The following is a 13,221-nucleotide window of genomic DNA, read 5'->3' as shown; positions in this document are numbered from 1 at the left end:
AATAAACTAAAAATGACCGCATCCACCCAACTCCTCCCTGGTCTCCGCGTCCTTGTGGTCGGTACCAGTGGCTCGGGCAAATCGACCTTTGCGGAGAAGCTCGCACGGGCAGCGCGCATCGACCATCTTGAGCTTGATCAGATGAATTGGCGGCCCGGCTGGTATGACCGCTCGATTGAAGAACCAGAGGCTTTCTTAGCCGATGTGGCCGCGGCGACCTCTGCCTCGAATTGGGTGCTTGCTGGAAATTATGCGATGACGCGTCCAACTGTTTTGCCTCGCCTGACCCATATGGTCTGGCTGGACCTGCCTTTGTGGCAAGTAATGACGCAAGTGATCCGCCGGTCGTTGCAGCGCGCAAGCTCAGGAGCCGATGTCTTTCCGGGTTGCCGCGAGGATTGGCCCAGACTGCTGGAGGCTGAGCACCCAATCCGCTGGGCTTTAGCTACCCATCATGCGCGCCGCCCCCGCTATGTTGCCTTAAGCGAGCAGATCAAGGAACAAGGCGGCTTAGTTCTGCGGTGCGGCAATCACAGGGAAACTGAGAAAGCACTTCAGTCGCTTGTGGCTTTAGCGCGATCACGTTCTGCCGCCTGAGCCGCAAGGATTAAGGCTGACAATGGCCCGAAGCCCTCTCGGTAGCCTTGCATGCTATTAGACTGGCCTGTGGAGCGGGCCACGGTGATATCCAGCCTTGGACAATGAAATGCCGAGGTGCCCCAGAAGCCACCATGGCCCCAGCAGACCTCGCCATTCAGCTTGGTTGGTTCAATGCCAAGCGCATATCCTTCCCCAGCCCCATCCGGACCAGATGTTTGCATGAGGATACGGGTCGCAACTGGATTGGCGAAGACCTCGCCACGGACTACCGCCCGCGTGGCGCGTCCCAGGTCGTCCATGCTCATGACCAATCCGCCACCGCCATATTGATCGAAAGAGACGTCCAGTTCGGAATCGCGAATGGCTCCACGATATTGGGCAACGCGGCGTGTGCCTGCCGGCGTGGGCTCCATCGCTTCCCAATAGGTTTCGTCAGCCCCCAGCTTAGGCCAATCCAACATCTGCCGAGCAGCGGCCCCGATGGTGGCCGACTTTGTTGCTTGCTTGATCATATCTGCAGCAATCAAATAATTCGTATCGGTGTAGTTGAAGTCGCCGCCGACGGCATCTCGTCGGCCGAAAGTCACGGCGAACCAAATCTCTGACTCAGCAGTCCAATGCGGGGACCAACCATAAGCAGTTGGTCCCAGCGCGAGGATCCGAAATGCAGGCACGGAGACATAATCCGGGATACCCGAGGTGTGGTTAAGCAAATGGCGCAGAGTGATGGTATCAAGTTGATAGCCATTCTTCTCCATCATTGTTCTAACGGCTGGGGACAGTGCCGGGCCAATCGGGCCATCCACTTGCAGCTTCCCTGCCTCAACCAATTGCAAAGCCATGGCGGAGACAAAGGTCTTGGTATTGGAAGCCACACGAACATCGTCATCTGTCCGCAGGTCAGGACCAGAAGCAAAGGTTTGATCGAGCCCGAGACTGGGTGCCCTGACATACAGTAATTGGCCGGGAATATTGGGATTGGCCTTTGTTTCGCGATTGAGTTCGGCTTGCAGCGACGAGCCAAGGTCCATGTCCTTTGCCGGTAGCTGCCAAGTCGTCTCCGTCCAGCCTGCGCGCTGCTTGCCCAACCAACTCGACCAGCCAATCGCCAAGGCCAAAACGAGCGCGACGGCCAGAAAGCCGCGCAATGCATAGGTTCCGAGCCGTCTCATCATCATTCCTTTTGTCTGTCGTTTGTTTGGCATCCACGCCCCTTAAACGTCAACGGCCCGCCACAAGGGCGGGCCGCATTTCGCGCGTGTCTCCTGCGACTGGACTACATTTTCCAGACCAGATTGATCGCATAGCGACGACCAATGATGTCATATTGGTTTGGAAGCGTGTTGGCGTCTTGCTGTGCCGAGCCCAAAATTGGTGGTTCTTTATCGAACAGATTGCTGATCGTGCCGCCAACGCGCAGATTGTCGTTGATCTTGTAAGAGAAGCCCAAGTCGAAATAGTCCCAGGCGTCAATGTGCTGGACATTGTTCAAGTTGGCCGCCACGTTGCGCCACTGTGGCTCTGGTACCCGCTTGATCAAAGCATCGACCTGACCTTGGTAGCGCCAAGCACCGCGAATGGTCAAAGGACCATCCATCCATGCGACTGCAAGGTTGGAGCGGAAGGCTGGGATGGCGCGGATACCGGTACCGGCATCAGAGCATGCCCCACCGCCAAAGTCGCCCGCGCAATCAAACAGATTGTCGGATGGGAACAAGAGACGGATGAAGCTGTCCACGGTACCGCCTTGGAAGCTGATGTTGATCCGGTCGCCCGGCAAAGCTTCTGGCAGTTTCGCATTGTAATAGATGGAGAAGTCGACCCCAGAGGTTTTGAGCAAGGTCAAGTTGGTGTCACGTTGGTCGAATTTCACAACCCGACCGCTGGAATCGCGGGTAATCTTCTTACACAGCGCGCTATTAGGGTCTTGCAGCACCAAATAGCAGCTATCCATCAATTGGATTGGCAGGATCCCACCGATCGCATCGTCAATTTGGATGTTGTAATAATCAACCACGACCGAGAGGCCTGGGATGAATTGTGGCGTGAACACAAAGCCATAGGTGAAAGTCTCACCGGACTCTGGCTTAATGGCCTCACCACCACCTTGAACCGCTACCGCATTGTCGATCAATGGCAAAGCGGTGCCGACGACGGGGATATAGCCCGGGGTCGAGGGTGCGCCGAGCGCGGTACAAAGAGCCGCGGGCACATTGAAGCGCACGGGATCAGAGCAATAATCAGTTGGGCGACCAGTACCCGTGATTGGCGCTTCCACGGCGGCACCGAAGAATTCACCAATGTTTGGACCACGCACAACCGTTTGCTTCGAACCGCGCAGACGGATGGTGTCATTAACGGCCCAGTTCACACCCAGCTTCCAGGTGTCATAGTCACCCGAACGGGAATGGTCGCTCCAGCGGCCGGCGGCTTCGACGTCGAACTGCTTGAAATAGGGCTTGTCGGCCAGAAGTGGCAGACGCAATTCGCCGTAATATTCGGTGAGTTCAAAGTCAGCGATCAAATTGGCGCGCGCGCCTTGACCATGCAATGTGTCGCGGGTGAAGGCGCGTGGTCCGAAGACGGAGTTACCAAACTCTTCGCGACGCTCTGCACCCAAAGCCCAGCCGACAGGGCCGCCGGGCAAGCTGAACAAGCCGGTGGTGTCACCTGAAATGTTCAAGGACAGAATGTCTTGGTGACGGTTGCGTTTGTTGAACAATTCGCTGGTGTCGCCATTGATCCAAGCCACCGCCGCAGCGCTAGCAGCCGATGGGCCAAACAGATTGTAGGGCACGCAGCCATTAGCTGAATTGACGCAAGCCGCTTGGCCGCCAACGCTGGTGACATTGGTTGCTTGTTGGAATCGGCTCCACGAACCCCAGCCAATGCGCTGGACTTCTTCAATGCTTTTGCCGGTCACATAGGACAGGTCGTATTTGATATTGTCGGTCAGCTCACCGCGGACGCCGACGACGACTTGGTGGCTGGTCCGCTCTGTCTCATCAATCAGCGGTCCGAGTTCCAACAAAGTCTTCGACACGCGGAAGCGGGCGGCGTCAGTTCCTGGACCCGTGCCAGCCGCGTTCAAATTGAACAATGACGTACCGCCAGCTGGGTTCAGGATCGATAGGATCTGCGGGGTCAGGAATGGGTTGGTGCGTTGGATCAACACATCGCCTTGCGTGACGATGTTGGCGCCACCAGCCACTGCAGGCAGGACACCTGCCGTGTTGCCGTTCGAGCGGACGGGAACTTGTTGGCTGGTGTTATTGATCAGCGAATAGGTGCCACGGCCATAGAATTCAGCCCATTTGGCCAACTTGAATGTGCCGAAGATGGCCGCATTGGTGCGGTCATTTGGGTTCTGGAACGCTTCAAATTGCGAGAAGGCTTGGGTGCCAGCCGTGGTGCCCAAGGTGCCATCTGCCGCATAAGCAAACGTCGGGGCAGCGGTCCCGGCTGGCGCGGTGGTGGCGTTAGTCCAACGCGTGAACGCGCCGCCTGCGGTCGGGAATGTCTGGATGAACTGACCTGCGTCATTCAGTTCGGGCAGCGCCCAAGCACGATCTTCGCGCTTCAAGTCACCACGATCGGCATAGCTGGCGTGCAAGACGATATTGGCGCGATCTTCAAAGAAGTTCATCCCGCCGGTGATGCCAATGCTATAGCTCTCTGCGTCACCTTGCTCAGAGATGCCGCCATTCAGGGCGACTTCAAGGCCTTCATAATTGTCGCGCAGAATATAATTTGTCACACCCGCAACCGCGTCTGCGCCGTAAACGGCAGCTGCGCCGCCCGTCAGGGTTTCAATGCGCGAGATCAAAGCCGAAGGAATGGAGTTGACGTCTGCAGAGTTACGGAAGCCATTTGGCGTCACGCGTTGACCATTGACCAACACGAGCGTGCGGTTTTGGCCCAAACCACGCATGTCGAGTGTGGAGGCGCCATGGGATTCCAACAGGGTTGGGTTGGTGGTCGCACCGTTTGACGGCAAGAATTGGTTCTGTTGCTTCAATACTTCATCGATATCGATCAGACCGGTCGCACGGATCGATTCTGAATCAATCACGCGAACAGGGGAAATGGCCCGGTTTGCAGCCGTCTGGATGCGCGACCCAGTTACGATGATGGTTTCAACCCGGGGGGCTTCATCCGTCGCAGTGGCTGGCGTCTGCGCAAAGGCCAAGCTTGGCGCACCAATGATCAACGCGATGGTGCTTGCCGTTACGGCAAGGGCTAGTTTGTGATTATTTCTAAGCATGTACTCGAATACCCCCGTTTCTCACGAAAACGGCCCCTAATGGGGCCGTGCAAAGGCGCTTAATCGTGGGTGTGCTACCGCAGAGCAGCACCCGACGCCGTTAGGTTGCTTTTGACAGAAATCCCGCCCGTTTCAAATTAAAATGATATATCTTGCCAAACGTTTTGATCACAAAAGCGTTAACGCTTCCGACCGGTAAGCGCCCTTCAGAGTCAAAACGTCACTGCCACCGGTTTCCTCAAGCTGAGGGCGTGCGCGGTGCCCGCCACATCATTTGTAAGAGGGGTGCCTTTTGGCCGCCTCGATCTTGGCCGCACGGAAAATATCCTTGTGACTCAAAGCCATGAGATCGATAAAAGCCCTCATTATTCGGATTAGAATTCTCCAAATAAACAGCCGTCCCCGTCCGATCACATTCGGCCAAAACCGGCGCAAATAGTGCCTTACCAAGGCCTTTGCCGCGATTGGCGAGCCGCGTGCCCAAAGTAAATAGGTAAAGATGTGGCTCTTTAGGGTGATGGGCCTGCATGCGGTCTCCGGCATCCAAAGCGCGGGCAATTGCGCCGGGCGATCCTGTCGCCAACAAGGCCCAAGCAACCTGAACAATGGCCGAGACAGACAGTTCTGACGGCGCGCCCGACGGCAACCACATCGCGGCTCCACCGTCCCCAATCATGTGACAAAAGCCATGCTTAAGATAATGGTTTCGCGCCAAGAGTGGAAAAACGGCGTCTAAGGTCTTTGGTGTTCCAAATATCCAGCGATTGACCGGGTCTTCATAAAAAGCTTCAGCCGTGATGGCACCTAATTGCTGCCAATCCGCAGCCTCTGCCCGCTTCATGCCGTCTGGTAGATCCAAATTCATTGCGTTGTCCTGCCTGTCGTTTTCCCGCTACTCAGGCCCGACCAGAGCAGCAAGTCAACATTCAACGACATTCACGGCAAGCCCACCCAGACTGGTCTCTTTGTATTTCGAGGACATATCCAGTCCGGTTTGTCGCATCGTCTCAATCACCTGATCCAAGGTGACGCGCGCCGGTTGATCTGTCTGCAGCGCTAGACGGGCAGCGTTGGCGGCTTTCACGGCTGCAAGCGCATTGCGCTCGATACAGGGAATTTGCACCAAGCCGCCTACCGGGTCACAGGTTAGACCCAGATTATGTTCCATCCCGATTTCAGCGGCGTTGGCCACTTGCGATGGACTGCCGCCCCACAGAGCAGCCAGCCCACCTGCCGCCATCGAGCAAGCCACCCCCACCTCACCCTGACAGCCCATCTCTGCCCCCGAGATAGAGGCGCGTTGTTTATAAAGGATGCCGATAGCTGCCGCCGTCAATAAATAGGTATGGACCGCAGAAGGTGGGGCCTTTGCGTCGAGCAAGTAAAAGCGCAAGATCGCTGGAATAATCCCGGCAGCACCATTCGTTGGGGCCGTCACCACCCGGCCACCCGCCGCATTTTCCTCATTCACCGCCATGGCATAGACATTGAGCCAGTCGAACAAGGCTTCGCGCTCATTGGACTGAGGTGAGCTTGTCAGCTTCTCATAGAGATCAGGTGCTCTGCGGCGCACCTGCAGGCCACCTGGCAAAATACCTTTTTGGAACAAGCCACGCGCGATGCACGCCGCCATGGCTTCCGCAATCGCGTCGAGGGCGGCCAAGGTCTCGCCTCGATCACGCTTGCGATCCTCACAGGCAAGCAGGACTTCTGCAACGGATAGGCCGTGTTCTTCGCATAATTCCAAAAGCTGTGCCGCTGACGTAAAGGCAAACGGCCCTTCCGGGCCACCGCCGACCAGATCATTGGCTAAAGGTGTTTCCAATTGCCGTTGGCTGGCGATAAAGCCACCGCCAGTTGAGTAATAGGTTTGGTCGGAAAGAAGCTGGCCCGCACCATTAAAGGCCCGCAACGCCATACCATTTGGATGCAGTTTCGGTGGCGTCTCATAATCAAAGATCAAGTCCACGACTGGATCAAAGGCGATGCTTTGGCCGGAGGAGAGCCGTAATTCAGAGGTCGCAAGTAAAGCTTTCAAGGCCACCTCAGCCTCTTCAGGGTCTGTTGTCTCAGGCTTAAATCCCAGAAGCCCCAAATAAACAGCTTCCGGCGTCCGATGGCCGGTGCCTGTAAAGGCTAGCGATCCTTGCAAGGAAACCGACAGACGCGCGACTTGGCCTAACACGCCTACTCGATCTAGATCAGCTAGAAAGCGGGCGGCGATCCGCATCGGGCCGACCGTGTGCGAACTGGAGGGGCCGATGCCGATGCGGAAAATATCTAACGCAGAAATCATCTCTTGGGCCCTCTGTCACCGCGCAACCTGCCAGCCCGACATATGAACCGAACCGAGCCTTGGCGCCAAGCAGCCTTGCCCCTGCAACGCGCCTGCCGCTGCCCCTTGCAGGCCCGCCACCCGTCCGCTATGAACCCGCCTTCCTGACGGACCGCTCCCCAAAGTGGTCTGAACGCCATAACGGCGGGCGCGTAGCTCAGCGGGAGAGCACTACGTTGACATCGTAGGGGTCACAGGTTCAATCCCTGTCGCGCCCACCATTAAATCAAAGATTTAGCTGATTTTTTGCTCCGAATACGGAGCAATTTTGGTTTTGGGTCCGTGTATGGTCCGTGGAAAACAGACAATTTACGGCAAGCTGTAGCGAGTTGTGGATAGTTTTATGAGCTCCGCCAATACGGAAGTCTCATCGCCATTTATGGAGATTCTTGGCAAGTTCGGGTTCGGCACGCCGCATTTCCATCTAAGTTGCATTGAATAATCCGCATGGGCTGGCACAAAGAACAGCAAACGGCGACAGGATACTTCAGCTTGCCCTTGCACAGCAGCGAGGAGCGAAAGCTTCGTTTGAGTTCGCTGCCTTGCTCCAGAATGGAGCCTTATTCTACACGCTGGAATACAAGAGCCAGGCTGCCTTTTAATCTGGGGGTTGGGCGTTCTAATCGCGCTGCGGCGTGATCCCTGGAGGGCTAGGTTTGGTGCCATTGATCCGAAAGATCTCAAAGGAGTTGAGGCTCTTATGCTTTATCGCAAAGGCCTTGATTGCTGCATCCCAAATGTTCGACTTACACTTGATGAGTAACCCAAGCATATCGAGTGTCGTATCCCAGTAATGAGGTTGGGTAGCACAGCGTCGCCCGAAAGGAAGTCGGTTATTGCCTAAGTAAGATTACGATTGGGGCTTTACCAGATCGCTCAAGCGCGTGAGCAAGTCTGGAGGCACTAAAGAGCAATCGCAGCGCATAGGCATTGTCCAAGGGTGCGCCGTCCAGGTGGTTATCCGTCAGGGGGCGGATGAACGCCTTCGAAAAACAAAGATAGGGGGATACAATGGAAATGCAGCAAGTTCGGTATTTTATCTCGGTTGCCAAATGGCTGAATTTCACGAGGGCGGCAGAAGAGTGCAACGTTACCCAGCCAGCTTTAACGCGCGCAATTAAACTTTTGGAGCAAGAGTTAGGCGGGGATCTAATCCGACGAGAAGGGCGCAACACGCATTTGACCGAATTGGGCAATAAAATGTTGCCTATTCTCTGCCGGTGCCATGAAGCCGCGTTGGCGGCTAAAACATTGGCAACCGCCGTGCGAAAGGGCGAGCTGTCGACCTTGGTTGTCGCAGTTTCCCACAGCGTGGACTTGTCTCTATTCATTGATGCTCTGCGAGAATTGCGCTCAGCTTTCCCGGGGATCCAAATCAAACTCAAGCGCGGGCCTGCCGGCGAGCTTGGTGAGCTGCTAAAGGCCGGGAAGGCCGATGTAGCTATCTCAAGCCCACTGGCGCTAAGTTGGGATCGGCTCGAAATATGGCCGCTTTTTAACGAGCCGTTTGAAGTTATCGTTTGGGCAGACCACGAGTTGGCTGAAACCATGTCACCTGAACTTGCAATTCAAGCCGTGCGGGACAACCAATTCACAATTATGAGCGGCTTGGAATTGACCACGCAGGAACAGGAAAATCTGCGATCGGTTGGCATTAATCTGGCCAGCGCACATGAAGTGGCATCCATTGAAGATATGAAGTCGCTGCTAACCGCGGGCATCGGGCTAGCACTTGCCCCAGCCCATGTGTTGCAAGAACCCAATGTGCAACATCTCAGCATTCCGTCGCTTCAGCTCAAGCAAGCCGTGGCGGTCTGCGTCGTATCAGGAAGGCACCGCATTCCAGAAGCCAGTGCGCTGTTAAGCTTGCTACGGATGAAGGATTGGGAGGCATCTGAGACTGTCGATCTGGACGAGCAGATACCGGCCTAAACTCGCTTCCCGAAACTTTAGGGTCCTATTGCTTAGCCAGGGCTTCAAGGGCAAACGCCTTGAGATCAGCGAACTCGAGCCTCCGTCGATAGTCCGGGTCAATATGGCGTGCTTTGATCAAGCCATCTTGGCCTACGACAAAGACCGATGGGATCGGCAAGAGCCATCCGTCTTGGCCCTGAAATTTAGGGATGTCATTATCTGCGGCCTGAATCAAAGCGGCCATCTCGTCATCGACCCAGATCGCAAGGTTGAGCGATAAAGCATAGCCGTTGCCGATGTCGGTCAGGAACGGGAAATTTGCTTTGGATTCGGCTTTTAATCGGCGACTATAGGCTTGGACTTCTGCCGAAATTGCAACGATTTGGACGGGTTTCACCTCTGCGTCTAAGGTCGCTAAACCGATCATATTCGTTCGGCAATATGGACACCAATGACCGCGGTGAAAAGCGACCACAACAGGTGCCGTTTCTAACAACTTAGCCAGGCTAACCAATCGGCCCCGATCGTCTGGCAAAAGAAAACTGGGCATTGCATCGCCAACATTTGGTGCCTGTTCCCCCGCCTGAGCATGCGCCAGTCGATCAACAAATGCGTCAACAGCATCGCTGAAACTCGGGTTCATGGCGCGGATTTGATCAGCAATATAGGCCAATTGCTCTGCAAGTGACCCCTGAAGCGAACTAGCCGTTTCCACGAGCTGTCCCATTACCGCGCTCATCGACTGATCCATGGCGGCGACCTCTCTTAAAAATCAAATCAAACGGGGTTCGAGGTGATCAAGGCTCACAACCCAATCGCCACAAACCACCACAGGTCCGCATTAAACCAAAATGCCATAACGTTATGATTTTCATGCCTGAAAACAACTTCAGCCTTGCTCCTCTACATGTCAATCCTTGCTGCCATGCCCCGTCTTTGTGGGGCTACTTGGCCATTGGGCCGGAAGCAGGAACCGACTATGAAAACCTTACTTACTGCACTTTGCTTTGCTCTTTCTGTCGCACCGATGGCTGCTTCAGCCGCTGACGTTAACTCTGCTGGGGCTGCTACATTGGCTCCAACTGCACCAGCCGCTGGCGTCGTGCGGGTCAAGAGCCGTTACGGCATGGACGAAACGGTTCGCCGTCTGCGCGCGGACATAGCCTCAAAGGGCATTCAGTTTTTTACCGAAATTGACCAGTCTCATTTGGGTGCAGCGGCCAATATCCCTATTCGGCCTTCGCGCTTAATCTTGTTTGGCAATCCGCCGCTGGGCGTTCAATTTTTGAGTTCAAATCCATATTCAGGACTAGATTGGCCTGTTCGTATGCTGATTTTGGAAGAGGCGGATGGCAGCATTAGCGTGGCTTGGACTGATTTTGCCTATCTCGCCAATCGCTACCAAATCACGGATCGCAGCGCTCAGTTTGCGATGGCGAGTGCAGTTGCTGCATCGATTGCTTCGTCGACGACCCAGTGACTGTCGAAATCTTCGGTTTAGCCTTCGCGGTAGCGACGGTTTGCGCCGCGTTGATGGGGTTTGCCATTCAACGCGGCGCGACTTGCGCCGTTGCCGCAGTTGGCGAAATCGCGCAATCGGGAAAATACACCAAGCTTGTAGCTTTGGCTGAAGCCGCGTTTTGGGTATCTAGCGGCATCTTGTTGGCCCAAAGCCTCGGCTTCTTTCCTGCTTTGCCTAAAGGCTATGATGTTACGGTCTGGACCGTCTTTGGCGGTGCCGTTTTAGGGCTTGGTGCCTATGTGAACCGCGCTTGCGTCTTTGGTGCGATCGCGAATTTAGGGTCCGGGAACTGGGCTTATGCTTTGACGCCTGTGGGTTATTTTGTGGGCGCGCTCACCTTTCCTGCGGCACTTCGAGCCATGATGCCGACGCAGAATACCCTCCTTGTAGCCAATCCTGAGCTCTTGCGCTGGCTTATGGTGGTGGCAACGCTCTATCTTGTCACTCGGGTCTTCGGCCTGATCTTGCTCGCTGTGGAAGCGCGTTGGGATCGCCAAACTCTATGGGGACCACATCAGGCTACCCTCGTAATCGGTGTGACTTTTACCCTGATGCTCATCGTGGTTGGCTCTTGGAGCTACACCGAATTTCTTGAACAAACCGCGCGCGCAATGGCCCAAGGTTCTGGCTGGAAAGGCTTTTTGTTTCTTGCCTTGATCCTAGGGGCAACGGCTGGAGGGGCGAGCATCGGTCGATTGCGTTGGCACCGACCCGAGCCCTTATTGCTCGGACGTTGTTTCTTGGGTGGGATGCTGATGGGCTGGGGCAGCCTTCTCATTCCCGGCAGCAACGATGGCCTGATTTTGATCGGAATGCCATTCTTTCTTCCCCATGCATGGGTGGCGATGGCAGCGATGTGTTCAACGATTTGGCTCTGCTTCCGACTTAAAGGTCGCTGACCATCCATCTCTGTCGCGTTATAACTCCTCCAATCATTACGCAAAAAAGCACCCCGCGCCCAGTGAGCGCAGGGTGCTTGGTACCTGTTTGGAGAAACGAGGTACCTTCCAAGCTTAGGGCGTCGGGATCCTTTTTCCGCCCTTTTTCCAATCGTTGCGGACATCAAGTGGGAATCGACGGCCGCAACGATTGGATCACTTGGAATCGTTGTGCACGTCAGACGAGTACAAAATCGCGACCTGACGGCCTGTATTCTTCCACCAGTGGCTGACCGTCTTCTCTTCAGGAATGGTTTCCCCTGCGCGATGTACGATGGGCACCATGCAGATTGACGAGTATTCCGTGACTTCGCCACTGGCGACCATGATGACGGCTGGACGGTCAGAATGGCTATGCAAGGGGACGATGCCGCCTGGCTGAATGACCAAACGACGCAAACGCAGGCTGCGGTTTGGAACATTGATATAGGGGCCCAGATCAACAGCACCAACAACCGTATCGGTCACGGCGCTGGGCATTGTCGCGGCATTCGCCAAGGGATTCGCGCCTGCTTTACCAGCTGGGCAGGTGCCCGCAAAAGCAGGTGCACTGACAGTGGCACAAGCCAAGGCAGTGATGGCAATCATAGTCTTATTCATCCTAAACTCCTCCCGATCCACATCGGATTAGCAACCTCCGCTGGCGCACCTTTGGTCACAGACCAGATTGGCTGTTTGACACCAAAGCTATCGCCGGCACGCCAGCACTAAGCAGGCAGCAGCAGCTCCTCCATTTCAATTTCGGCATGATTTCAATGCAGAAACGGCATTTTCGTTCGCGATTAGAAAGTCCCATGGTGAGGGACTAGTTGGCGAGGATGAGATGAACACAGCACAAGAACAGCTTCCCATTGGTCAAAGCGGGCGCTTGAATGGTCGCACGGCCGTCGTCACAGGCTCGACGAGTGGCATTGGACTTGGCATCGCCCGTGCGCTTGCCATGTTGGGTGCCGATGTGGTGCTGAATGGGCTTGGCAACCGTGCAGAAATCGAAGCGACGCGCGATGAGCTCGCCCAATCAGCTGGCACCAGAATTACTTACCACGGTGCCAATTTACTCGATGCGCGAGAGGCGGCGGCGCTGGTTACAGACACCATCGCAGCCTTCGGCAAAGTTGATATCCTCGTAAATAATGCTGGGGTTCAATTTGTCAGCCCGATTGAAAGCTTTCCGGACGACAAATGGCGCACGATCCAAGAGCTCAACCTCTCTGCCAGCTTTTTTACGATCCGACCTGCATTTGCCGCCATGAAAGAGGCTGGCTGGGGCCGCATTATCAATTTGGCGAGTGTTCATGGTCTGATCGCCTCCCCCTTTAAGAGCGCTTATGTGGCAGCCAAGCATGGCCTGATCGGCTTGACCAAGACGGTCGCGTTAGAAGGCGCGCAATATGGCGTAACCTGTAACGCTGTTTGCCCAGGCTATGTCTGGACACCATTAGTCGAAGGCCAGATCGCCGATACGGCCAAGGCTAGAGGCATCAGCCGCGAAGAAGTTATTGAAACGGTCCTGCTTGCGGCTCAACCTAGCAAGCGCTTTGTCACTGTGGAGGAGCTTGGAGCGCTAGTCGCCTTTCTGTGTACAGAAGGTGCTCGTTCCATCACCGGCACCGCCATACCTGTCGACGGCGGGTGGACGGGTCAATAG

11 protein-coding genes and 1 tRNA gene are annotated in these 13,221 nt (G+C 55.4%); 6 read left to right on the top strand and 6 right to left on the bottom strand.

Going from position 1 to position 13,221, the window contains the following annotated elements:
• Positions 1 to 12 precede the first annotated feature (12 nt).
• Positions 13 to 597, top strand: coding sequence for an AAA family ATPase (locus CFE35_RS18805; RefSeq protein ID WP_292932995.1), 585 nt, complete (start codon positions 13 to 15; stop codon positions 595 to 597).
• On the opposite strand, the gene CFE35_RS18800 is transcribed toward CFE35_RS18805, so the two are convergent.
• The 4 genes from CFE35_RS18800 to CFE35_RS18785 form a co-directional block, all read right to left on the bottom strand.
• A complete protein-coding gene (locus CFE35_RS18800; protein WP_292932993.1) occupies positions 555 to 1,772 on the bottom strand; it encodes a serine hydrolase domain-containing protein in 1,218 nt (405 codons plus the stop codon). The genes CFE35_RS18805 and CFE35_RS18800 overlap by 43 nt on opposite strands.
• A 104-nt stretch (positions 1,773 to 1,876) precedes the next feature.
• On the bottom strand, positions 1,877 to 4,810 hold the full coding sequence (locus tag CFE35_RS18795) for a TonB-dependent receptor (RefSeq protein ID WP_292932991.1): 2,934 nt from the start codon (positions 4,808 to 4,810) through the stop codon (positions 1,877 to 1,879).
• A 292-nt stretch (positions 4,811 to 5,102) separates the two neighbouring features.
• Positions 5,103 to 5,729 carry a GNAT family N-acetyltransferase gene (locus CFE35_RS18790; protein ID WP_292932989.1) on the bottom strand — a complete coding sequence of 209 codons (627 nt, stop codon included), beginning with the start codon at positions 5,727 to 5,729 and terminating at the stop codon, positions 5,103 to 5,105.
• Between the two features lie 54 nt (positions 5,730 to 5,783).
• On the bottom strand, positions 5,784 to 7,160 hold the full coding sequence (locus tag CFE35_RS18785; RefSeq protein WP_292932987.1) for an L-serine ammonia-lyase: 1,377 nt from the start codon (positions 7,158 to 7,160) through the stop codon (positions 5,784 to 5,786).
• A gap of 185 nt (positions 7,161 to 7,345) precedes the next feature.
• Here CFE35_RS18785 and CFE35_RS18780 point away from each other — a divergent pair.
• Positions 7,346 to 7,420 (top strand) — tRNA-Val (locus CFE35_RS18780).
• A 790-nt stretch (positions 7,421 to 8,210) separates the two neighbouring features.
• On the top strand, positions 8,211 to 9,131 hold the full coding sequence (locus CFE35_RS18775; RefSeq protein ID WP_292932986.1) for a LysR family transcriptional regulator: 921 nt from the start codon (positions 8,211 to 8,213) through the stop codon (positions 9,129 to 9,131).
• 25 nt (positions 9,132 to 9,156) lie between these two features.
• On the opposite strand, the gene CFE35_RS18770 is transcribed toward CFE35_RS18775, so the two are convergent.
• The gene (locus CFE35_RS18770) at positions 9,157 to 9,864 is read right to left on the bottom strand and encodes a peroxiredoxin-like family protein (RefSeq protein ID WP_292932985.1); all 708 of its coding nucleotides are present in this window, start codon (positions 9,862 to 9,864) and stop codon (positions 9,157 to 9,159) included.
• Between the two features lie 228 nt (positions 9,865 to 10,092).
• Between CFE35_RS18770 and CFE35_RS18765 the strand changes: the two genes are divergently transcribed.
• Positions 10,093 to 10,593, top strand: coding sequence for a DUF302 domain-containing protein (locus CFE35_RS18765; protein ID WP_292932984.1), 501 nt, complete (start codon positions 10,093 to 10,095; stop codon positions 10,591 to 10,593).
• Positions 10,590 to 11,534, top strand: a complete 945-nt coding sequence (locus CFE35_RS18760; protein ID WP_292932983.1) for a YeeE/YedE thiosulfate transporter family protein — start codon at positions 10,590 to 10,592, stop codon at positions 11,532 to 11,534. Before CFE35_RS18765 ends, CFE35_RS18760 begins: the two co-directional genes overlap by 4 nt.
• Positions 11,535 to 11,729: 195 nt before the next feature.
• Here the strand turns inward: CFE35_RS18760 and CFE35_RS18755 are convergent, their stop codons facing one another.
• Positions 11,730 to 12,173: a cupin domain-containing protein gene (locus CFE35_RS18755; protein ID WP_292932982.1), complete on the bottom strand. Its 444-nt coding sequence runs from the start codon at positions 12,171 to 12,173 to the stop codon at positions 11,730 to 11,732.
• A gap of 223 nt (positions 12,174 to 12,396) precedes the next feature.
• On the opposite strand from CFE35_RS18755, the gene CFE35_RS18750 reads away from it, so the two are divergent.
• Positions 12,397 to 13,221, top strand: coding sequence for a 3-hydroxybutyrate dehydrogenase (locus CFE35_RS18750; protein WP_292932980.1), 825 nt, complete (start codon positions 12,397 to 12,399; stop codon positions 13,219 to 13,221).

It is taken from the genome of Novosphingobium sp. PASSN1, assembly GCF_002278815.1.
Note: the sequence above shows the minus strand (reverse complement) of the source record. Positions and strands in the feature narration are given on the sequence as shown.